The sequence below is a fragment of the Moraxella sp. CTOTU47616 genome (genome assembly GCF_032017465.1).
GTDB lineage: Bacteria > Pseudomonadota > Gammaproteobacteria > Pseudomonadales > Moraxellaceae > Faucicola > Faucicola tetraodonis.
In genome coordinates this window covers 426,719-449,815 of sequence record NZ_DALZPU010000002.1, presented here as the reverse complement: position 1 = coordinate 449,815, position 23,097 = coordinate 426,719, and the positions used below count along the sequence as shown (strand labels likewise).

Below are 23,097 nucleotides of genomic sequence, written 5' to 3'. Positions count from 1 at the left end.
TGGTAGTGTGGTTCGCCCATGTGAGAGTAGGTCATCGTCAGCTCCCTATTCCAAAACACCCCCCTTACTCTTGTAAGGGGGTGTTTTTTTTGCATCCCTGAAAGACTCAGAGAAAAACTCAGAATAGAAAATTAATGTTTTTATCGCAGACTTTGGGTAAAATAGGCGAAAATTTTTGGTGTGAAATTTAAAGTGAGTGTTACCATGCAAATTACCGTTATTGACCATCCCTTAGTTAAGCATAAATTATCATTGATGCGCGAGGCAGATAGTAGCACTTATAAATTTCGCACCTTAACCAAAGAGCTTGCCCGTTTGATGGCGTATGAAGCAAGCCGTGATTTTCCCATAGAAACAATCAGCATTCAGGGCTGGGAAGGCAACCAAATAGAAGGCATTCAAATCAAAGGTAAGACCGTCACTGTCGTACCTATCTTGCGCGCGGGTTTGGGAATGCTTGATGGGGTTTTAGACCTTATTCCCACGGCAAAAATCTCGATGGTTGGACTGCAACGTGATGAGGATACCCTTGAGCCTGTGCCTTTTTTTGAAAAGTTGGTGAAAGATATTAATGAGCGTCCTGCGTTGATTTTAGATCCTATGCTTGCCACGGGTGGTAGTATGGTAGCAACGATTGATATGATGAAAAAACACGGTTGTAAAAATATTAAAGCCTTAGTATTAGTGGCAACGCCTGAAGGGGTGAAAGCGGTGAATGATGCCCATCCTGATGTGAAGATTTTTACCGCAGCACTCGATAGTCATCTCAATGAACAAGGGTATATTATCCCAGGTCTTGGGGATGCAGGGGATAAAATTTTTGGCACAAAACAGCACTGATGGGCAAAACAGTAAAAGTAGGAGAAAAGCTAGATGATTTATCTAGCTTTTTTATTGACACTTGTATAGTGACTATTTTTTGGTCGGTTGTAAGCTATCGGCTAAGTCGATAAGCTTGATAAATTCGCGGCGAATACCTTGTGGGTCGTTGCCGATATTGGCTTGGGCGAGTCGCTTGCTATCGTTTAGTTGCCAATTACCGAGGTATTTGCTTTGCTTGAGGGTTTCACCAAAACCTGCCACACTTAGCGCAAATGCCAGTTCGCTGCTCGGCTGTTGGGTAGTATTGGTAATGGGCAGTGTCAAAAGCGTTGATGTGTTGCTATTTGGGGCTTTATAGCGAAGTTTTAAAAATCCCAGCTCAGTATTTTTGCTGGTGTGACTGATAGGGTAAGCTTGGTAGCGGCTATCGTCTAGCCAACCTTGCTGCCCCACAGGGGTAACTTCAAACAGCGCAACCACGGATTTGCCTGCACCTAGCTCACCTGCGTCTACTTTATCGTTGTTAAAATCTTCTTTTGCAAGGACACGATTTTCATAACCAATCAACCGCCATTCTTTAACCGTCTGGGGATTGAATTCCACTTGGACTTTGACGTCTTTTGCTACGGTATTAAAGGTTGCTGACATTTCGTCTACCAAGGCTTTTTTGGCCTCAGACAGGCTGTTGATGTAGCTATAGTTACCGTTGCCGTTATCCGCGACTTGTTCCATCATATGGTCGTTTAAATTGCCTTCACCAAAGCCAAATGTGGAAAGTGATACGCCGCTATCACGCTCACGGCGGATAATATCTAGCATTTCATCGACGTCCGATACGCCGACATTAAAATCCCCATCGGTCATCATCAAAATGCGGTTGATGCCGTCTTTTTTATAGTGGATTTTTGCTTGTTGATAAGCCAACTTTATCGCTGCTTCGCCATTGGTCGAGCCACTGGCAGCTAGGCTATCAATCGCGGCTAATATTTTGTCGGTATCACTGCCTTTAGTGGCAGGAAGCGTCACTTGGGTACGACCTGCATAGGTCACGATACTAATGGTATCTTGCGCCCTCAATTGCTTGGTGAGCATTTTTAGCGAAGATTTGACTAGTGGTAATTTATCGTTGTCTGACATCGAGCCTGACACATCCACCAAAAATACCAAGTTGGCAGGCGGTAAGACGCTTTGTTTGGTGATGGTAGGGTCATCCGCTTTGATAGCCACTTTGATGATACGATTGGTAGCACGCCACGGTGCGGTAACCGTTTCGGTACTTACCAAAAAAGGGGCGTTGGCAAGGCGCTTGGCTTGTGAAAAGTCATAGTTAAAATAGTTGATAAGCTCTTCAATACGCACCGCGTCAGTGGGCGGTAATTGTCCGTCGTTTAGAAAACGGCGCACATTGGCGTAGCTGCCGGTGTCAGTATCGATACTAAAGGTGGCAACGGCATCAGTTGCGGTTTGGTGAATGGGGTTGACTGCAAGGTGCTGATATTTTTCGCTATTATCCTGTGGTATCGGCATCGGCATGATAGGCGAGTAGCGTGCCATCTTGCTCATTGCTGCCGCTTCCATCATCATGGCAGGCGCAGCAACCATGGGCGTTGGTGAGGCAATAACAGGTGTGGCAGGGCTCGTATCACGGCTATTTGACGGCGAGGGGCTACAAGCCGTCAATAAGCTTTGGGCGATTACGAGGCTCAGTAGTGTTGGCTTAAAAATGTCGCGCTGCATGACTAACTCCTTTTCAATCTTGACTGGCGTAATTACAGTTTACGACATTTTTTGATAAAAAAGGCAGTTTTTGTGATAAAAACCTTCTCAATATAGCGGTACTTAGCGCGCTGTTAGCGGTTAAATAGGTTAAGAATAATAGTGAGAATGATACTCACAATAATCATGGTGACGATGGGGAAGTGAAAGCTGAAGCCACCGCCTTCGGAGCGATAATTAACGTCCCCCGGCATACGACCAAACCAGTTAAAGGCATTGGGAAAAAACAGATAAATTAAGCCAATGATGAGAAATAAAATCCCTATCCCAATAAAAATTTTTGCCATATTGAAAGCCTTTTATTTTTATAATGGTTTGTATTTTAGTGATTTTTTAACGTTTTTAGTGCTGTGTTTAGTTGTTAAGATGTAAGCTTGATGTAAAAATAAAAATTTAAATTTTATTGAGAATATTTTATCAAAAAGAAATGCTATCACATAATGTTTGAGGCTTCGAGTCTTTATTCGGAGCAATACATTGGAGTTTTAGACAGAAGGTGAAATAACGCAGCCATCAGTCATGGGAATGGTTTAATCCATTCAGACTATAGGTTATTTCTAGCTAATTATTTTGCATTTAACGATTACAGTATTCGAAGAAAACACCAAAATCAAATTGGGAGATTTTAGAAATCATCAAAGTCTAAACCAAGTTAAAGGTGCTAAACACTCTTTTTTTAATCATGCAAAAGACATAAAATTGCTATCAATCTTCAGACATGGCATTAAAATTGAAATTATTTAAAAATAAATGAGGCGGCTTGTAGAAATACTCTACAAGCCTTGAATAACATAAACTATTTAGTTTTCCGCGGCGGTAAGCCTGTATGTTGCGTTTGGAAATTACTCTTTTTCGGATTCGGTTTTTTACCAAAGCTCGTGGGCGTGGGTTTTTTTTCCGATTTACTTTGCCCATTATTTGAATTGGAGTTATCCGCTTTACCATTACGCTTAACAGAATCGCCACCTGCTGAGCTGTTTTTCTTTCTTGCCGATTGGTAAATGTCTTCGCCTTCCAATTTTGGGTTATAAGGCGGAATTAAACACTGACTGCCATGCCCAATCAAATCCTCACGCCCCAATTCTTTGAGCGATTGACGCAGCAGTGCCCAATTTTTAGGGTCGTGATAGCGTAGATACGCTTTGTGTAGTTTACGCTGTTTGCCCGATTTGACGATTTCCACACCTTCGCTGTCACGGGTGACTTTATGCAGCGGGTCTTTGGCAGTATGGTACATGGTAGTCGCAGTTGCCATTGGGCTTGGGTAAAAGGCTTGCACTTGGTCGGCACGAAAGCCATTGCGCTTGAGCCAAATTGCCAAGTTCATCATGTCGGTGTCGGTGGTGCCAGGGTGGGCGGCAATAAAATACGGAATCAAATATTGCTCTTTACCTGCTTCACGGCTGTATTTGTCAAACATCTGCTTGAAAGTATCGTACGTCCCCATACCCGGTTTCATCATTTTAGAGAGTACATTGGTTTCGGAATGTTCAGGGGCGATTTTGAGATAACCGCCGACATGGTGGGTGACCAATTCTTTGACATATTCGGGGTCTTTGACCGCCAAATCATAGCGCAAGCCTGACGCAATCAGGATTTTTTTCACCCCTTTGATGTCACGAGCTTTACGGTACAGTTGGGTGAGAGGACTGTGGTCGGTGAGTAAGTTGTCGCAGATATCAGGATACACGCAGGACGGTTTGCGGCAGTTTTTTTCAATGGCATCGTCTTTACAATGCAAACGGTACATGTTGGCAGTCGGTCCACCAAGGTCAGAAATTACCCCGGTAAATGACGGCTCGGTGTCGCGGATTTTTTTGATTTCGCCCAAGATAGACTCTTCTGAACGGTTTTGGATAATCCGTCCTTCATGTTCGGTAATCGAGCAGAAGGTACAGCCGCCAAAACAGCCGCGCATGATATTGACTGATAATTTAATCATGTCGTAGGCAGGAATTCTTGCGTTGCCGTAGCTGGGATGGGGCAAACGCGCATACGGCAAATCAAAGATATAATCCATCTCTTCCATGGTAAGTGGAATGGGCGGCGGATTGAGCCATACATCAATGTCGCCATGTTGCTGCACCAAGGCGCGGGCGTTATGCGGATTGGTTTCTAGGTGCAAAATACGGTTGGCATGGGCGTAAAGTACGGGGTCGGATTTGACTTGCTCAAAGTCGGGCAAGCGAATCACGGTTTTGTCACGGGGCGGCAACGGGCGTTTGTGTTTTAAGGCGTTTTTATTGGGGTCTTTGAGGTTGACCACTTGGATGTCTTGGCTTTCAGCGACCTTATCAGCATTGAGCACTTTGTGCTCGACTTTATCTGCCACAAACCCTTTATATTGACTCTCAAGGGTTTTTTCTTGTTCGATGTGACAGTCGCCCACATCTTCCATCATCACATACGGGTTGATAATCGGGTCAACACGCCCAACGGTGTCGACGTCGTTACTGGCGATTTCTATCATATCGCGTTGCCAGTGTTTTTTGGTTTGTGTAGACAGATACGCGGTGCCACGCACTTTGGCAAGGTCTTCAAAACGGTAACCTTTGGCAAGTGCATGTACAACATCGACAATCGCGCGCTCGGCATTGCCATACAGCAAAATATCAGCGCGGCTATCCATCAAAATGCTACGGCGCACTTTATCTGACCAATAATCATAATGGGCGATACGGCGCAGCGAGCCTTCAATCCCGCCCAAAATAATGGGCACATCGGGATAGGCTTCACGGCAGCGCTGGCTATATACCACAGCAGCACGGTCGGGGCGTTTGTCGGGGGCATTGTCTGGCGAGTAGGCATCGTCACTGCGAATGCGTCTATCGGCGGTGTAGCGGTTAATCATGCTGTCCATGTTGCCTGCGGTGACGCCCCACGCGATGGTCGGTTTGCCAAGTGTCATAAAAGCGTCTTTGCTCGTCCAGTCAGGCTGGGCGATGATACCGACGCGAAAGCCTTGCGACTCTAACAGTCTGCCGATGATTGCCATACCAAAGCTTGGGTGATCCACGTAGGCATCGCCTGAGACGATAATGACATCACAGGCATCCCAACCAAGGGCATCCATTTCGGCTCGGCTCATCGGCAAAAATGGCGCAGGCTCAAAGCAGCTTGCCCAGTGTTTGTCATAGTCAAATAGGGCTTTGGTACCTTGTTTAAAGGCTTTGTTAGCAATAGTTTCGGCGGACATAGGCTTGGATATTAAATAAAATGAATATGGCTCATTTTATCATGAATCAATTTTGCGATGGGGGTTTATAGGGCGAAATAACAAAAAAACCTGATTAAATTAGTCGGAATTTTATTGGCTATTAGACAAAATTTTTTGCAAGTAATTACATTATAATAAGCGTTGAAAATTTTTTACTTACCATAAACTATTTAATCACGATGACTTTAGGCGATAATTTTATTGGTAGTACTTTTTTTGTTGGCAACAGCTAAATATAAGGATAATTGATAATGCAAATCTTACCACTAACTGCACAGGATAAAACTAACTGGCAAGCCTTGTGGCAGGGCTATTTAGAATTTTATCAAACAGATCTACCCCAAGCGACTACGGAAAATACTTGGCAAAAAATCATTGACGAAACATCACCCATTTTTGGTTTCGGGGCATTTGTGGATGATAAGCTTATCGGCTTTGTACATGTTGTATTGCATCCTAATACATGGAATACCACAGACTGTTGCTATCTTGAGGATTTGTTCGTCAAAGAAAATGGGCGTGGTAAAGGTGTGGGAAGAATGCTGATCAAATATATCTATCAATTTGCTGAAGATAAAAACTGTAATCGCGTCTATTGGGTCACTCAAGAAGGCAACGTTTCCGCTCGCCGTCTGTACGACCATATCGCTAAAAAGACGGATTTTGTGCAGTATCGGCATACTTTATAAATAAGATTTTTTATAACTGCCCCAAAACTTTGGTGGTAAACTATAGCTTTCTTGACTTTTTTGCAGCGCCTTATGAGTGATACCTTTGCTGATGCCCTAGAAGCGCTTGATCCGCTAACACCTGAGCCTACTAAGCTTTCGCCCCCGACAGAGCCGAAGCCTAGACGGCGGTTGCCGTATATGGCGTATGAACACCAGCAGCAAATCACCCGTCTGTGTGTGCGCTGTGGGCTGCTACTCATGCAATATGGGGCAGAGTCGGCAACGGTAACAGATTTGTGCCGCCGATTGGGGTTAGCGTTGGGGTTGGCTAGCGTGGAGTGTGGGATTGCCTACAATGGCTTGACCATCACCACAATTTATAATAACCGCTGCATTACCACCCTGCGCGCGTCAACCACCCATGCCATCAATGTCAATATTATTGTACAAATTCAGCGAATTGTACTGGATTTGGAAAGTATGCCGGTGACGAGTACCCTAGAGCATGCGACTTATCGATTTGATGAGATTGATCGCGGCACTTATCCTGCCAAGATGGTCGCGCCGATGGTCGGTGTGGCGTGTGCCTGCTTTGCGTATTTGGCAGGGGGCGATATACTGGTGTGTTTGGTGACTTTTATTGCCAGTATGATGGGGTATTCGCTGCGGCTATGGCTGAGTAACCGCAACTTTAATCCCTTTATATCCGCGCTCATAGCGGCGTGTTTTGGCTCCATCTTCGCCAGTACCGCGCTGTTATTGGGGATTGGTAACGACCCGCATATTGCCATGGCATCAAGTGTGCTTTGGTTGGTTCCCAGTTTTCCTTTGATAAATTCATTATCAGATATGCTCAAGGGTTATATGAACATCGGTATCGGGCGCTTTATGTTTGTGATTATCTTGACACTGTCAAGCTGTATCGGCATCGTGCTGTCATTGCTATTACTAAATATCAGTCATTGGGGCGTGGGTTGATGAAAGCGTTTGATAAAATTTTATTGCCAATATTGGGTAGGGTGAAAAATGGCGATTGATGCGATTGCCTTGATACGCGCAGCAATTTTTGCTTGCTTGATGACGCTTGGCTGGACACTGCTTGTCAATGTGCCACGCCGCTATATTTGGCAATGCTTATTGTTGACCGTGCTGGGTTACGGACTTAGAGAACTCTTAAAACAACTGTCAGTCAATTTGATAATAGCGACATTTGTGGCAGCGGGTATTTCATCCTTTGTGGCAATTTATTTGGCAAAAAAATATTTACTCACCCCAAAGATGATTTTGGTGCCTGCCATGCTGTGTATGATGCCGGGGATTACCGCGTACAAAGCTATGATTAGCTTTGTACAGCTAGGCTACTATGGCTACAATCCACAAGTATTTACCCAAATGATGGATTTTAGCTTCAATGCGATATTTGTGACCGCTGCGTTGGTGTTTGGCATTTCGTTGCCAACGTCATTTTGGTATCGCACCAAGCCCATTGTTTGAGCCCATTGTCTGATGGCGCAGTAATCTAACTAATCTAACTGGATTTTAGTGCCTACCTTGGAAAAATTCATCACAAATTGACTTTTAAAGCGTCGCACATTGTTTTCATAAGTTAAATTATCTTGGGTAAAACGGTGATATTCCGCCATATTTTTGGCATGTACCAATAGCAAAAAGTCATAATCTCCTGAGATTTCATAACAACTCATGACGTTGGGCAATCGGCTCATCAAGCGCTCAAAGCCATGCTGCAGCGCGGTATTTTGTTTTTCCATTTCAATCAGCACAAACGCGCTTAAATCAAAGCCCAATTCGGTGGGATTGACAATCACCACTTGGCGAGTAATCACCCCAGTCTCTGTCATCATTTGGATACGGCGCTGACAGGTCGCTACCGATGCATGCACTTTTTCGGCGATGTTCTTGAGTGGTAGCGTCGCATCTTCTTGCAACAAGTTTAAAATACGTTTATCGATATCATCGATTTCATGAATCATAGCCATGTCCTTCTAAAAATATACAATAAGACAAATTGAGAAAAATATAGCAAATTTATCTTATATTAATATTAATTTATCATAAATAATGATATTTTGAAATAATTTACCAAAGATAATTGTTATACTGCTTGGCAATTTAACCGCAAAAGCAAAAATATAACAAGGTCAATTATGTCAGTCTCCAGCGCTTTATCACCATCGTCTATCGTTGCTCCCCCCAACGCAACAACTTCTCAGCCCGCTACCGCTGCCAAAAAGTTACGTTTTGGGGTGGTGTTGGCATTGATTTCTAATGTGTTGTTTGGCGTGCTGTATCTGTATAGTCACTGGCTTGCGCCGTTGTCAGGCACGCAAGTTTTTTTGTGGCGCATGGTGGCGATGTGGTTTGGGTTGGTGGGGTTGTTGGCCGTGACGCAAAGTTTTGGGCAACTCAAAGCATTTTTGATGGGATTAAACAAACAACAATGGGTTTTATTGCTGTTGCCGACACCGATTTTGGCAAGTCAGCTGTGGCTGTTTATGTGGGCGCCTATCAATGGACAGGCGGTCAATACCGCAATGGGGTATTTTTTGCTTCCCTTGATGATGGTACTGATGGGCTGTGTGGTGTTTAAAGAAATCTTAAATCGATTGCAGTGGGCGGCGATTATCGCTGCGTCGGCAGGGGTAGGATTGCAATTTTGGCTCGCGGGGAGTGTATCGTGGGTCACTGCATGGGTGTGTTTGACGTATCCGATTTATTATGGACTGCGCCGCTGGCAAGGGGTGCCGGCACTGATGGGGCTGTTCGTTGATTTGTCAGTGATTGCACCGATTGCCCTAGGTTTTTTATTATGGCAAAACAGCAGTATATCGATAGTAACAGGGTCAATGACAATGGGGCTGCTATTGATTGGACTGGGTATGATTAGTGCGCTTGCCATGCAGACCAATCTCAAAGCCAGTCAGGTGTTGCCGATGAACACCTTTGGTATGCTCAGTTATCTTGAACCTGCGCTGATGTTTTTATTGTCCATTTTTGTGCTGCATGAAGCTGTCAATGGTACCATGATTGCCAGTTTTGCTTTAATTTGGGTAGGGGTGTTGCTGATGATCGTAAATGCAATGCGAGCGTCCAAAAATAACCACTCAACCGCTATTTGTGACTAGGTAAGCTAATATTCTTGATTTAATGGATGGATTAGTATGTAATAAATTGTTAAAATTGCGCTGAACAAAAATTGTAAAACCATAAAGACTGAGGTGCTGCTTGGGGCAAATTCATTATCTAACTTATGTGAGCCGTATGACGTTGAAAGCTGGCGTAACCCCTAGAACGCTGTCTGATATCATGACGGTGGCACAGCGTGAGAACCTTGCCCATCAAATTACCGGTTTTTTGTGCTTTGGTAATGGCTATTTTTTTCAGTACATTGAAGGCGAAAAATCAGCGATTGAGCAATTATTTGGTAACATTCAGCGTGATGGGCGCAACCGCGATGTCACGCTCAAGTCTAAAGGGATGATCGAACAACGGCTGTTTCAAGATTGGCAAATGTTGATGGTCAATATCAATAACCCAGAAACGCATGAAGATGTTATCAATACATTTTTACCTGTATTGTCAGCTGGGTCAAAAGCGGCAGCGGCTGATAAGTTTGTTGACGTCATGCGGTCACAATATCATCGCCGTAGCTTGGTGGATTTTCAAAGCTATTCTCTCAAAAATGTCAGTCATTATGGCATCAGTCTGCGCGGATTGCTCAAAGTGCATCAGCATTTTTTATTGGTTCAAAGCATTTTACTGGTATTAATTTTGATTAGTTTTAGCCTATTTTGGGGTCTGTAGCACCGAGAAATCTGTAGCATCGAGAAATATGTTATCCGCTGTTGACTATTGAACCCGCTTATCGAAAATCACACGCCGCTACATGGTCATTCACCATGCCGACTGCTTGCATAAACGCATAGCAAATCGTCGAGCCCACAAATTTAAACCCGTCTTTTTTAAGCTGTTTTGACATGTTATCTGAATATTCAGTATTGGTGGGGATATCAGCAAATATTTTTGGGTGGTTATCCTGCGGTATTTTTGCCAAGCCGCTGGGCGACAGTGCCCAAAGATAATCGCTAAAAGCTTGCGTTTGGGTGATTTTTAGATAGCATTTGGCATTGTTGATGATGGCTTTGATTTTACCGCGGTGGCGAATAATGCCCGCATCGGTCATGAGACTATCCACCTTGGCATCATCAAACTGTGCGATAATTGCAGGGTCAAAATCAGCAAATACTTGGTAATAACGCTCGCGTTTTTTGAGTATGGTAATCCAGCTGAGTCCCGCTTGCATACCTTCTAAACATAACATGGCAAATAGATGACGGTCGTCATAACTGGGCTTTCCCCATTCATTGTCGTGGTAAGCTTGATAAAGTGGGTCAGTGCCGCACCATTCACAGCGGTTATAGGCTTTCATCCTATGTCTCACGGTATTGAAAGGTTTATTATAACCGCCTTGGGCAAAAAAAACGCCAGCATTTGCCAGCGTTTTTGAGGTATCAGTTTTTAGTCTATCTTTTCTTTTAATCCATCAAATCGATATTTTTGGTTTCTTTAATTGAGAATAAGGCAATGAGAGAAATCAAACCGTTGATAACAATATATATAGCCACACCTTTCATGCCATATTGCTCATTGATTTTGATGGCATAAATCGCAGGAATCGATGCACCCACAATCGCCGCTAGATTGTAAGCTAGGGACGCACCTGAATACCGTACTTCGGTGGGGAACAGCTCTGGTAATAGCGCTGCCATTGGACCAAATGACATACCCATACATGCCATGCCCAAAATGAGGAAAATAAATACCGTGGTTGGTGTACCATTGCTGAGCAGTGCTGGCATAAAGCAGGCAAACACCATACATAATATAGTCACGCCAATCAGCCATTTTTTACGACCGATTTTGTCCGCGCCAATCCCAGAGATACTGGTAAAAAGACCAAACACAATCGCAGCCACCAATAAAAAGCCAGTAAAGGTATTTGGGGCAATACCTAACCCTGTTGGGAAGCCAAAAGAAGATAATTTTGCCGGGCTTTTTGAATAGGCTTGTACGAAGGCAGTCATGATATAAAAAATCACATAAGTCATCGCCATCAAGAATGTGCCTTGCATAATCGGACGCCAATATTGGGTAATGACTTTTGACACAGGGGCATTAACTTTTTTGCCTTCGGCTTCAGCGGTAAGGAATACATGGCTTTCATGCAGGCTTAAACGTACCCAAAGACCCACACCCACAAGCACGATTGAAATAAGAAACGGGATGCGCCATGCCCACTCGACCAAGGCATCTTTTCCTAAAAAATAACTGAGTAAAAAGAACACTAAGTTGGCTAAAAATAACCCAATCGGCGCGCCTAACTGCGGGAAAGTACCATACCAAGCACGTTTGCCTTCTGGCGCATTTTCGGTGGCGACCAAGGCAGCACCGCCCCATTCACCGCCAAGCCCAATCCCTTGACCCACACGAAGTAAACATAACAATAATGGGGCAATGACGCCTACTTGGGCATAAGTCGGTAGCAAACCAATCGCTACGGTTGATAAACCCATCGTGAGCAGAGAGGCCACCAAGGTTTTTTTACGACCGAGTTTATCACCAAAGTGACCAAATAATGCTGAACCGAAAGGGCGGGCAATAAATGCCAATGCCAACGTCGAAAGCGAGTAAAGCATCGCCGCTTTTTCATCGGTTTTATCAAAAAACTGGGTATTGAAAATCAATACCGCCGCGGCGGCATAAATGTAATAATCATAAAACTCAATAGCCGTACCAATCATAGATGCCACGGCGACCTTTTTTGGGTCATTGCGTAGCGCGATATGCTGATGATCAGGGGGCGCGGTTGAAGCCGTCGTCATGATGTCATCCCTCCTTAGATAATAAAAGTTTAAGTTAAAATTAAGATGCATAAAATATTGGAATGAATTATAAATCATAATTTGCCAAAAACTTGATAAAAATAGTTAAGGTGATGCAAAAATTTGGTTATTAATCGCTGATTTGATAAATTTCGTCAGCTTATCCATAATAAGCCATCACAAAATACACATTAAAAATTAAGAGGTAATCATGATTCGTGAACTAGCCATTACCGAATTTTCTGCCACGGCAAACGATACCGTTTGGGATGTGCGGGATAGTCAAGCATTTGCGCAAGGACATATTGAGTGTGCCAAAAACCAACCCTTGGATACGCTGACGGCAGAGTTATTGGCAACCACAGATGGCACTGTCTATGTGCTATGCGGTGGTGGCAGCAAAGCCGCCAAAGCTGTCGCTTTGCTCAATGAGATTGACCCACATCGGGATATCGTCCATTTGACGGGTGGTACGCGTGCAGCAAAAGCGGCAGGTATGACCATCGTGAGTGATAATCTGTCATGAGTGAGCCAGCAAAAAATATTATCTATACGGGCGTAGCAGGGACAGGCAAGACCTACCGACTGCAACAAATCGCCAAACAATATACCGAGATATTGCCAGTAGCCAATGCGGATGAATTGCTAAGAGCTTTGCTTAAGCCACTAAGCTGGCGAGATGTAATTTGTTTGATATTCCTAAATAATTATCAACAAGGTAGAAAACTGCTTAAAGTGCCAGAAATAATCGATCATCAATTTTTTAGGATGAAGGCGCAATTAAATGACCGTAAAGAAAATTTGAATCAAACGGCTTGGGGCACATTGATGATGTACAGTGATAAGAACTCAGTCCGTGTCAAATATCATCGAAGGGCTAGCCAATCGTATTTTGATAAAGACGATAGCAGTAATTGGTTTTTATTAGCAGACAGTTTGCCGTTATTAGCAGACTTGCAAAACAAGCTTGATGATTACCAAGTGGCGATTCACAGCCAGTTTCAGCCCAACTATTTACAGCCAAAGCTAGAACGCTTTAGTTTTGTCAGTTTTCATCAAGCGTATGGGTATGAAGAATTTGTCGAAGGGATTCGTCCCCACATCGCGGACAATGGGCAGATGAGCTATCGCGTTGAGTCAGGGGCTTTTCTTAGACTGTGTCAACAAGCCAAACATGACCCTAGTCACCGTTATGCCATGTTGATTGATGAAATCAACCGCGCCAATGTCGCCCGCGTGTTTGGGGAATTGATGAGTTTGATTGAACCGAGTAAACGCGCAGGACAGACAGATAGCCTGTCGGTAAATTTGGCGTATTCGCGTCAGCCGTTTAGTGTGCCTAGCAATGTCGATATCTACGCCACCATGAACAGCCAAGATCATTCATTGGCGCCGCTCGATATGGCATTTCGCCGCCGTTTTGAATTTATTGAATGTCGACCACAGCCACAGTTATTGGGTAAAGTCATGGCAAATGGGATTGAGATTGATTTAGCCAAATTGTTGACTGCACTCAATGAAAGAATCTCGCAGAATTTGGCAAAAGACAGCCAGTTAGGGCATAGTTTTTTGTGGGGTATTGATTCGCTGCAAGCGTTAAGCGCTGCGTTTAGCCAATCCATCATCCCGCAAGTGGCGCAATCCTGCCAGCACCATGGACAAATCTTGCAAGCAGTCTTTGGGCAACGCTTTATCAGGCTGATTGATAACAAAAAAGCAACTGGATTTATGGCGCAGCAAGCGGGTTTTGACATCAATACCCAGGCGCTTGATGACCCAAATAGCTATCTTGCAATCTATCAAAGCACCCAATGAAAGCCATCATCACGTTTGAACATAGTTGCCTGACCGCGGCAGATTTTGATGATGGGCAGGATTTTGACTGGCTTATTGAGCAAAATTTTGACGTGTTTCGCATTGAGCGTAAACAGCAGCAGTGGCAACTCAAAGTGCGCCACTATATCGGTGTGATTGGGTTGCCCAGTGGTGGGCAAATTGAGATTTTGCCAAAACTTGCACAAAGCCAAATTACCCATGCCGATGAAGTTGCCCAAACCCGTCAATGGGTGCAACAGATGCTGACAGCGGTGTGGCAAGCCTTATTGCCCAAGTCGTTACCCAATCTAGCCAATCAACTACTCATCAATCCTCCAGCCCCCAATCCTCCACCCAGCAATCATTCACTATCGCTTAGCGAGTGGCTACAAGCGTATTTTTGGCAGGGATTTGCCCAGTATGTGCCCAATCAGCAATATCAGCAATTTGAGCAAAATCAGCCCTATCTGCAGGGTAAATTACTGGTCAAAGAGCAATTGCAGCATAACTTCCACCAGCCGCATAAGTTTTATCATCAGACTGAAAATTTTGCGATGGATACCGCGGGCAATCGCTTGGTAAAAACCACCATCGAGCGGGTGATTGGCAGCATGGCTTTCCCATTACCGCCTCAGTGGCAGGTAGTGGGTACCGTTGCCAAAGACTTATACGACATCTTATTTTCTCAAGCGCTGCAAGAGTTGACCGCGTTGCCCAGTCTGCTTGCCCAGCGTAATTATACTTTTATCAGCTTTTGTTATGCGCTGCTGACGCTACAACAAGCCAGTAACCAAGGGCAGTTTTTGACCCCAACTTGGCTGGTGAATATGCCATTTGCCTTTGAAAAATGGGTGGGCAGGAAAATCCATGAACAATTTGTAGGGCAGAATTTTGAGCTAGTTGAGCAAAAAAGACAGCCATTGACCGTGCAGCAAGGGTTAACCATCAAACCCGATATTTGGCTAAAGTCTCCCGACAAACTCATTATTGCCGATGTAAAATGGAAAAAAACTGCTACTTTCAACGACATAAGCTTGGCTGATATGTACCAACTACTTACCTACGCCAGTGAGTTTGATGCCGATGAAGCTTGGCTGATTGTCCCAACACTAAGCACACAGTTAATGGCACAGCAGATTGAATTTTGCCAACCCAAAAAAACCCGATTTTATCTGATGCCTTTTGAAGTGACGCAAGGGTGTTTAAACCTTTTTCATTAAAATTATTCAAAAAAAAAGCTAATTCGTTTTATTTTATCAATGAGAAAGGTGAGAATTAACAACTTTTCTAGCCACCAAAACTTGGTAAAATAACCGCATATAACTTTGAAAATGACCAAAAAACAGGAAAAATTATGAGCAAACATTATGATTATATCGCGATTGGTGGTGGGTCAGGGGGCATTGCATCCATCAACCGTGCTGCCAGCTATGGTAAAAAATGTGCCTTGATTGAAGCCAAGCAGCTAGGCGGTACTTGTGTCAATGTGGGCTGTGTACCCAAAAAAGTGATGTGGTATGGCGCCAATATGGCAGCAGCGATCCATCATTATGCGCCTGACTATGGCTTTGATTTGGATGTTAAACAATTTGACTTTGCGAAATTGGTACAAAGTCGCCAAGCCTATATCACCCGTATTCATCAGTCGTACAACAATGGTCTGAAAAATAACCAAGTCGATGTGATTCATGGTTTTGCCAAATTTGCCGATAAGCATACGGTTGAGGTGTATAAAAATGACGGCACAATAGAGACCATTACCGCTGACCATATTTTGCTAGCGATGGGGGGACGACCTGTTCGCCCCGCGATTGAAGGGGCAGAGTTGGGTATTGACTCGGATGGTTTTTTTGACTTGACCGAGTTGCCACCGCGGGTAGCGATTGTGGGGTCAGGCTATATCGGTGTCGAGATTGCAGGGGTGATGAATGCATTGGGCTCAAAGACCCATTTGATTGTGCGTAGCAAGCGGGTGCTCAAAAACTTCGATGCCGACATTGTCACCACGCTCACCCATATCATGCACGATGATGGTATTGAATTTCATTATGGATTGCTGCCACAACAAGTGCGCAAAAACCAAGATGGCTCATTGAGCATTGAATTGTCAAACAATGAGACCTTGACGGTGGATTGTTTGATTTGGGCAACGGGTCGCGAACCTGCAACTGATACCATCAATCTTGATAAAGCGGGCGTTGAAGTCAATGAGCAAGGCTTTGTTAAAGTCGATGCCTATCAAAATACCAATGTCGAAGGGATATATGCCGTCGGCGATATTATCGAACATGGTATTCAATTGACCCCAGTGGCGGTGGCAGCAGGTCGTCGATTATCTGAGCGCTTGTTTAACAACAAACCCAATGAGCATTTGGACTATAACCTAGTGCCGAGCGTGATTTTTAGCCATCCACCGATTGGTACTATAGGGCTGAGTGAAGAAGAGGCGGTTAAAGGCTATGGCATCAATGCAGTTAAAGTCTATAAATCCAGTTTTACCCCGATGTATAGTGCAGTGACCAAGCACCGTGAGCCGTGTCACATGAAGCTGATTTGTGTGGGTGAGGAAGAAAAAGTGGTGGGCTTGCATGGTGTAGGTTTTGGCGTCGATGAGATGATTCAAGGTTTTGCCGTTGCTATCAAAATGGGCGCAACCAAACGTGACTTTGATGACACGGTGGCGATTCATCCGACTGGCTCAGAAGAGTTTGTCACCATGCGCTAAGCAGATTTTTAGGGTAAAAAAGCGGACTTAATCATAAGCCCGCTTTTTTTATAGTTTTTTAATGACCGCTTATTGAAAAATTACATATCCACTTTGAGCCTATCCCAGTATTGCTGATACAGCGCCATTATCTCATCGCCTACGTCTTCACGGAACATCGCGTGTTTTAGCAAATCAGCTGGCGGATACACAATTGGATTGTTGGCAAGCTCAGGTGGCATTTCTTTTTTAGCCGCCTCGTTGGGCGAGCCGTAGCCGATTTCTTCACTAATCATGGCAGCGTATTTGGGTCGCAAGATAAAATCGATAAACTTGTGGGCGTTGTCGTTGTTTTTGGCATTTTTGGGGATGACCATGTTATCCATCCACATAATAGCGCCTTCTTTTGGATACACAAAGTCCAGCTCTGGCATCCCTTGGTCTTGCGCCATGATGACTTCACCGTTCCAAGCCAAGCCCAAGTAAGTTTCCCCTTCCATAAACGGCATGCGTGGTGCATCTGAGTTAAAGGTGCGCACATTGGGCATCAGCTTGGTGAGTTTTTCATACGCTTGTTTGATGGCTTCAGGATTTTTGGTGCTGCCGTTATAGCCAAGGGTCAATAGACTCATGGTAAACACGTCACGGATGTCATTCATTAGCATCACGCGCCCTTCGTACTCTGGCTTCCATAAGTCATTCCAGCTGCTCAAGCTTGCTTTAGCAATGCGTTTGGTATTGACTGCAATGCCTGATGAGCCCCACAGATAGGGAATACTAAACTTGTTTTCAGGGTCAAAAGGGGCATTGATAAAGGTTTTGCCGAGGTTGCCAAAATTGGTTAATTTGGCATGGTTGAGCGGCTCAAGCATCCCTTCTTTACGCATTTTATCGACAAAATCCGTCCCTGGAAATGCCACATCATACTCACCACTGCCATTCATCAGTTTGAGCTTGGCATACATGGCTTCGTTAGAATCAAAGGTGCTATAAATAACGTCGATACCTGTCTCTGCGGTAAAATCTTTAAGCACTTGGTCAGAGATATACTCTGTCCAGTTATAGACATTGACGACCTTGCCACCTTGACTGGTAGTAGGCGCAGACGCCGCAGTGCTAGTCGCGGTTTCGCTCGCTTTTTGACAACCCGTTAGATTACTTGCCAGCCCCCCTGTTAAAACGGCACCGCCAACACCCAAGCCATACCCTAAAAAACGTCTTCTATTGAGCATCCGAGAAATCATATAAGTCTCCTTAACGTTTTTGGGTCGATGGTAGATTCATCGACTTTTTGGCAAGTAATAACTGCGAGATAATCAGACCCAGTAGCGAGATTGCGAGCAAGATTGTACCAACGGCGTTGACTTCAGGTTTTACCCCGACACGCACCATCGAATAAATCTGTAATGGTAAAATCTCAAACTCAGGTCCTGTATTGAACGTCGATACCACCACATCATCAAGTGATAGGGTAAAGGCAAGCACCCAGCCCGCCAAAATCGCAGGCAAAATAATCGGTACAAGCACGGTACGAATCATGGTGAATTCATTGGCACCCAAATCACGCGCCGCTTCCAACACGCGGGTGTCGAGGCTAGATAGACGCGCAGTCACCGTAATCACCACAAAGGGCAGACAAAAGGTAATGTGCGCAATTAGCAACGTCACAAACCCCAGCTGTATCCCCACAATCAAAAATAACGCCAATAGCGAAATCGCCAACACAATCTCAGGCGACATCATCAGTACAAATAGCAAGCTTTGTAGTATCGATTTACCTTTAAAGTCATAACGCTGCAACGCTAAAGCCGTCAAACCGCCAATCGCAGTAGAAATCGTCGCAGCCACTACCGCCAATATCACCGAGTTGATGGCAGCTTGTACCATCGCGGCATTACTAAATAACTCGCTGTACCAATGGGTACTAAAACCGCCCCACTGATAGCCGACTTTTGAGGCATTAAACGAGAAAATCACCATCACCGCAATCGGCGAGAACATCAGCAGATATACGATGGTCAAATACAGGCGAGACAGCCATTTCATAGTATTAGACATAGCGTCCCCCTTATGCCACTTCGTTGTAGTCAGTTTTGCCAATGCGTTTGCTACTGGCTCGATACGCGATAATCAGCAATGCCATGGCAAGCGTCAATAGTACGGACGCCGCGGCACCAAATGGCCAGTCACGGGCATCCAAAAACTGCGATTTGATGATATTACCCACCAACAAGTTGCGCGAACCGCCCAAGATATCCGCCACATAAAACATGCCCATGGCAGGCAACAGTACCAGCAATACCCCTGAAATAATCCCTGGTGTAGTCAGCGGTAAAATCACGTGCCAAAAGGTTTGTAGCTTGTTCGCGCCCAAATCTTTGGATGCCAAAATATAATCGTCACGCAAATCCACAAATACCGCATACAGGGGCAGTACCATAAACGGAAACAGCAAATACACCAAACCGCCAATCACAGCTTTTTGGGTATATAAAATTTGCAGTGGCTCGTTGATAAGCCCAAGGTTAATCAGCAAGGTGCTAAGTAGACCATTGGCCGCCATAATGAGTTTCACCGCATACAGCCGCACCAATGAGTTGGTCCAAAACGGAATCACTAGCAATAACATCAATAATGACTGCCATTTCTTATCCGCTTTACTGACCAGGTAGGCAAATGGATAACCCAGCAGCAAACAGATAATCGTCGTCATCCCTGCCATCGACAGCGAATGCAAAAACACTTTTAAATAAAGCGGGTCAATCAATCGAATATAGTTGTCAAGGGTGACCGGCAGCGTTAAAAACTTATCTTCATCACGGGTCAAAAAACTGGCGGCTATCACCAAGATATTGGGAATCAGGGCAAAAATAATCAGCCATGCCCAAATCACAAACAGGGTCGCACGCTGAAAGCCGCGCCCGCCTTGTTTTGTCATAACAGGGGCAGGCGTGCTAGCAGCCGAAACGCTAGAGGTCGAAGGTGAAGTAGTATTATTCATCTGGCAAAATCCACTCCCAACCATCGACCCAGTCAATACGCACTTCTTGACCCAGTTTATAGTTAAAATTTGGATCGTCTTCGTTAAAGTACTCTGACGTTTTGACGATATTACCGTTTTTTAATCGAATCACAGAATCCAGGGTACTGCCTTTATAAGCACTGTCTACCACGTTGCCAATTAAGCCTTCATGACCTTCATGGGTGTAGTACACGCGGATATCTTCAGGACGCAACAGTAAGTTGACATTTTGACCGACTTGCACGTCAAATTTTGGCCGGGGCAATTCACGAATCGGATGAAAGCCGTCATTTTGCTCCACCACTTCCACCTTGATGGTGGCTGGATTGACCTCTAGCACTTTACCTTTAAACAAATTGGTTTCGCCAATAAAGCTTGCGGTAAATAAATTGGCAGGCGATTCATAGATACCAATGGGCGTATCAATTTGCTGGAATACGCCGTTTTTCATGACGGCAATCCGGTCAGACATTGACAAAGCTTCTTGTTGGTCATGGGTCACGAACACAAAGGTAATACCCAGTTCACGCTGCAAGCGTTTGAGTTCTGATTGCATTTGCTCACGTAGTTTGGCATCGAGCGCTGAGAGAGGTTCATCAAGTAGCAGCATTTTTGGGCGATTAACCACGGCACGGGCGATGGCGATACGCTGCTGCTGACCCCCCGACAAATCTTGCGGACGACGATTGATGGTATGGTCAAGTTGCACCATCGCCAGCGCTTCACGCACCCGCTGGTCGATTTCGGTTTTGGGTACGCCTTTAAGTTTTAGTCCATAGGCGATATTGTCGTACACGTTCATGTGCGGAAACAGGGCATACTGCTGAAACACCGTATTAATCGGACGTTTTTCCGCAGGTAAGCCTGCAATATCAACCCCTTCTAACTGCAAACTACCGGCATTGGGCAGCTCAAACCCGCCAATCAAGCGTAGTAGGGTAGTTTTGCCACAGCCAGAAGGACCCAGCAGCGTCAAAAACTCCCCGTCATAAATATCTAGATTGATATTTTGCAAAATTTGGGTGTCGCCATAAGATTTGGATAAATGACGGATTTGTAGTAGTACAGGTTTTTGGTTGGTCGGCTGGGCGCTATCAGGCATAGCTGATGGTGCGTTTAGGGTGGTTTGTGGCGTTGATGCGGACGTTGATGCAGACATAGGCACAATCTCACGGCAAGGCTAAAATAGCGGGCTAAAATGGCATATTTATGATAGGGTCAAAGCGCAATCAGCATGACAACATAAATACAGAGTTTTTCGATAGTTTCACCTGTGAAAATACAGTTAAAAGTTGCGTTCAGTATAACGGCTAAAATTAAAAAATGTTACTGAAAATTGACCTACTATTCATAAAATTTTAGTGGCTAATTTTAGTAGAGAATAAGGGGTTGATTTGGCACAAATCAGCAACGTAACTTTTTACCAAAGCCATTAAAATAGCAAGCTTGAACGACTTTTATGTGATGATAATTTAGCCAGTGACCGATTGAGCATTTAGCTATTGAATATTTACCGATTGAACATTTAAGAGACACGCCATGCCTAGCAAAAAAAAGCCTCAAAACCCAACGACTGAAACAACAACCACTCAAACAGGTGCAAACAATACGGCTTATCAAACCACGGCTAACAAAATACCTGCAAAAAAACCAACCGCTAAAGAAACAGCGACCAAAAAACCAACAACGGACACAACAGCGGCGCTGCCCATCGCTATTGCTCTGCCCAAATCCTTACAGCATGCTCAGTGTGTGGATTTGACGCGCCATCGCTACCAAGGCAAGCTTCTAAGCCAAGCAGATAGTATTGCACTTGGCAAACAGCAGCGTAAGGCGTATCCATTAAAAAACTTGGCTGCCATCAGCCAACGTCCGACTGCCATCGACGCGCTCAGTCTTTATCATTGGTCTAATCAAGGTCGCTTATTAGAACTGCTGCCCATCCGTGCCAAGCGCATGAGTGTATCGCCGTTTACTTTTTTTCGCGGGATGCCCGCTTTGATGCTGTTTGACCAAGCATGGCAGGGGCAACATTCTGGGCTATTTCAGCAGATTTGCGGCGATTGTCATGTCAGTAATTTTGGCGGTTATGCCAGTCCTGAACGCAATTTATTATTTGGCATTAATGATTTTGATGAAACCATCGTTGCACCATTTGAATGGGATTTGCAGCGACTGGTCGCCAGTATTTTAATCGCCAGTCAAAGTTTTAAGTATGTAGAATCGGTGGGCTATAAGGCGATAGAAAAACTGCTGACCAGTTACCTTGATGGATTAGAAGCGCATCGCAGCTTGTCACCACTACAAGTGTGGTATGAAAAAATCGACACCCATAAAATATTGGCAAATACCGAAGACGTGACTGTTCGTAAACGCCGTCATGCCGATTTTGAAAAAGCCAAAAAAAATGATGCGGTAAAAATGCTGCCAAAATTGACTGAGCGTGATACTGTCACAGGGTTACGCGCGTTTAAAACGGACGGTGAATTGCAGCGACCACCACACCGAGGACAGCCATTTTTTGGCGGTAGCCACGCTTTTTTTGACGCTTATCGAGATACCCTGAAGTCAGATAGACAAGTGTTGTTTGACCGGTATGATTTTACCGATGTGGCATTAAAAGTAGTTGGGGTGGGGAGTGTCGGTACCGTGTGTGCGGTGGCATTATTCCAAGATGCCGACCATGAGCCGCTGATATTGCAAATGAAGCAAGCCAAAGCGTCTATCTTGGCACCCTTACTGGCAAAACAATTTAGCCATCAAGGCAAGCGCTTGGTGGAAGGGCAACAATTGATGCAGGCATCGAGTGATATTTTCTTGGGCTATGCATCGCTCGATAACTTTGAGATGGATTTTTATGTCAGGCAGCTGCGGGACATGAAGTATTCGGCGTCTCTTGAGACCATGACGGCTGCCCATTTTTACGAATATATCGAAAGCTGTGGTCATGCCTTGGCGCATGCGCATACCAAAGCGGGCAATGCCGATACGCTTATGGGTTATCTGGGCAATGGTAGTGAAATCATCTCTGTCATGCAAGGGTATGCCGAGCAAACTGCGGCTCGCAATGCCCAAGATTATGCGCAATTTATGAACCAAATAGCCGATGGGCATATTGCTGTGGCAGGCGATGAGGTATTATAGTAGCTATAGAGCCGTCTTGAAAAAAA

General features: G+C 44.6%; 21 protein-coding genes. 11 read left to right on the top strand and 10 right to left on the bottom strand.

What is annotated here, in order from left to right; genetic code table 11:
* The first annotated feature begins 204 nt into the window (after positions 1–204).
* Entirely contained in the window at positions 205–840 is a 636-nt protein-coding gene (upp, locus tag RTS10_RS04130) for a uracil phosphoribosyltransferase (RefSeq protein WP_065263959.1), read from the top strand.
* Positions 841–912: 72 nt separating this feature from the next.
* Here upp and RTS10_RS04125 read toward each other — a convergent pair whose 3' ends face one another.
* The 3 genes from RTS10_RS04125 to RTS10_RS04115 all read right to left on the bottom strand — a co-directional run bounded on the left by RTS10_RS04125 (position 913) and on the right by RTS10_RS04115 (position 5,794).
* Positions 913–2,559: a vWA domain-containing protein gene (locus RTS10_RS04125; protein ID WP_312539351.1), complete on the bottom strand. Its 1,647-nt coding sequence runs from the start codon at positions 2,557–2,559 to the stop codon at positions 913–915.
* A 113-nt stretch (positions 2,560–2,672) separates the two neighbouring features.
* Positions 2,673–2,885: a DUF2905 domain-containing protein gene (locus RTS10_RS04120; protein WP_099808321.1), complete on the bottom strand. Its 213-nt coding sequence runs from the start codon at positions 2,883–2,885 to the stop codon at positions 2,673–2,675.
* A gap of 509 nt (positions 2,886–3,394) precedes the next feature.
* A complete protein-coding gene (locus tag RTS10_RS04115; RefSeq protein WP_312539350.1) occupies positions 3,395–5,794 on the bottom strand; it encodes a YgiQ family radical SAM protein in 2,400 nt (799 codons plus the stop codon).
* Between the two features lie 272 nt (positions 5,795–6,066).
* Here RTS10_RS04115 and RTS10_RS04110 point away from each other — a divergent pair, with 272 nt between their 5' ends.
* The 3 genes from RTS10_RS04110 (at position 6,067) to RTS10_RS04100 (ending at position 7,980) form a co-directional block, all read left to right on the top strand.
* Positions 6,067–6,504, top strand: coding sequence for a GNAT family N-acetyltransferase (locus RTS10_RS04110; RefSeq protein ID WP_312539349.1), 438 nt, complete (start codon positions 6,067–6,069; stop codon positions 6,502–6,504).
* A gap of 72 nt (positions 6,505–6,576) precedes the next feature.
* Positions 6,577–7,464, top strand: a complete 888-nt coding sequence (locus RTS10_RS04105; RefSeq protein ID WP_312539348.1) for a threonine/serine exporter family protein — start codon at positions 6,577–6,579, stop codon at positions 7,462–7,464.
* 48 nt (positions 7,465–7,512) lie between these two features.
* Positions 7,513–7,980, top strand: coding sequence for a threonine/serine exporter family protein (locus RTS10_RS04100; RefSeq protein WP_203172143.1), 468 nt, complete (start codon positions 7,513–7,515; stop codon positions 7,978–7,980).
* A 29-nt stretch (positions 7,981–8,009) separates the two neighbouring features.
* Here RTS10_RS04100 and RTS10_RS04095 read toward each other — a convergent pair whose 3' ends face one another.
* Positions 8,010–8,477 (bottom strand): Lrp/AsnC family transcriptional regulator, encoded by a 468-nt coding sequence (locus RTS10_RS04095; RefSeq protein ID WP_312116451.1) that lies wholly within the window; start codon positions 8,475–8,477, stop codon positions 8,010–8,012.
* A gap of 174 nt (positions 8,478–8,651) precedes the next feature.
* On the opposite strand from RTS10_RS04095, the gene rarD reads away from it, so the two are divergent.
* Together rarD and RTS10_RS04085 are read left to right on the top strand one after the other, a co-directional pair.
* A complete protein-coding gene (rarD, locus tag RTS10_RS04090; protein WP_312539347.1) occupies positions 8,652–9,629 on the top strand; it encodes an EamA family transporter RarD in 978 nt (325 codons plus the stop codon).
* Positions 9,630–9,729: 100 nt separating this feature from the next.
* On the top strand, positions 9,730–10,308 hold the full coding sequence (locus tag RTS10_RS04085; protein ID WP_312539346.1) for a BLUF domain-containing protein: 579 nt from the start codon (positions 9,730–9,732) through the stop codon (positions 10,306–10,308).
* Positions 10,309–10,366: 58 nt separating this feature from the next.
* Here the strand turns inward: RTS10_RS04085 and RTS10_RS04080 are convergent, their stop codons facing one another.
* Together RTS10_RS04080 and RTS10_RS04075 are read right to left on the bottom strand one after the other, a co-directional pair.
* The gene (locus tag RTS10_RS04080) at positions 10,367–10,933 is read right to left on the bottom strand and encodes a DNA-3-methyladenine glycosylase I (protein WP_312539345.1); all 567 of its coding nucleotides are present in this window, start codon (positions 10,931–10,933) and stop codon (positions 10,367–10,369) included.
* 106 nt (positions 10,934–11,039) lie between these two features.
* The gene (locus RTS10_RS04075) at positions 11,040–12,389 is read right to left on the bottom strand and encodes an MFS transporter (protein ID WP_409455580.1); all 1,350 of its coding nucleotides are present in this window, start codon (positions 12,387–12,389) and stop codon (positions 11,040–11,042) included.
* A gap of 208 nt (positions 12,390–12,597) precedes the next feature.
* Between RTS10_RS04075 and RTS10_RS04070 the strand changes: the two genes are divergently transcribed.
* The 4 genes from RTS10_RS04070 (at position 12,598) to gorA (ending at position 16,926) form a co-directional block, all read left to right on the top strand.
* The gene (locus tag RTS10_RS04070) at positions 12,598–12,912 is read left to right on the top strand and encodes a rhodanese-like domain-containing protein (RefSeq protein WP_219332136.1); all 315 of its coding nucleotides are present in this window, start codon (positions 12,598–12,600) and stop codon (positions 12,910–12,912) included.
* On the top strand, positions 12,909–14,201 hold the full coding sequence (locus RTS10_RS04065) for an McrB family protein (protein ID WP_312539344.1): 1,293 nt from the start codon (positions 12,909–12,911) through the stop codon (positions 14,199–14,201). The genes RTS10_RS04070 and RTS10_RS04065 overlap by 4 nt, the downstream gene beginning before the upstream one ends.
* Entirely contained in the window at positions 14,198–15,421 is a 1,224-nt protein-coding gene (locus RTS10_RS04060; RefSeq protein ID WP_312539342.1) for a 5-methylcytosine restriction system specificity protein McrC, read from the top strand. Before RTS10_RS04065 ends, RTS10_RS04060 begins: the two co-directional genes overlap by 4 nt.
* Before the next feature lie 134 nt (positions 15,422–15,555).
* A complete protein-coding gene (gorA, locus tag RTS10_RS04055; RefSeq protein WP_007115881.1) occupies positions 15,556–16,926 on the top strand; it encodes a glutathione-disulfide reductase in 1,371 nt (456 codons plus the stop codon).
* Between the two features lie 80 nt (positions 16,927–17,006).
* Here the strand turns inward: gorA and RTS10_RS04050 are convergent, their stop codons facing one another.
* From RTS10_RS04050 to potA, 4 genes are read right to left on the bottom strand one after another with little or no spacing between them, the layout of a single operon-like run.
* Positions 17,007–18,149 (bottom strand): ABC transporter substrate-binding protein, encoded by a 1,143-nt coding sequence (locus tag RTS10_RS04050; RefSeq protein WP_312539340.1) that lies wholly within the window; start codon positions 18,147–18,149, stop codon positions 17,007–17,009.
* A gap of 10 nt (positions 18,150–18,159) precedes the next feature.
* Entirely contained in the window at positions 18,160–18,963 is an 804-nt protein-coding gene (gene potC, locus RTS10_RS04045; RefSeq protein ID WP_198510933.1) for a spermidine/putrescine ABC transporter permease PotC, read from the bottom strand.
* A 10-nt stretch (positions 18,964–18,973) separates the two neighbouring features.
* A complete protein-coding gene (potB, locus tag RTS10_RS04040; protein ID WP_312539365.1) occupies positions 18,974–19,843 on the bottom strand; it encodes a spermidine/putrescine ABC transporter permease PotB in 870 nt (289 codons plus the stop codon).
* A gap of 55 nt (positions 19,844–19,898) precedes the next feature.
* Positions 19,899–21,086: a spermidine/putrescine ABC transporter ATP-binding protein PotA gene (potA, locus tag RTS10_RS04035; protein WP_007115885.1), complete on the bottom strand. Its 1,188-nt coding sequence runs from the start codon at positions 21,084–21,086 to the stop codon at positions 19,899–19,901.
* A gap of 380 nt (positions 21,087–21,466) precedes the next feature.
* Between potA and RTS10_RS04030 the strand changes: the two genes are divergently transcribed.
* Complete coding sequence (locus tag RTS10_RS04030) at positions 21,467–23,071, top strand: DUF2252 domain-containing protein (protein WP_312539339.1); 1,605 nt, start codon at positions 21,467–21,469, stop codon at positions 23,069–23,071.
* The last annotated feature ends 26 nt before the right edge of the window (positions 23,072–23,097 follow it).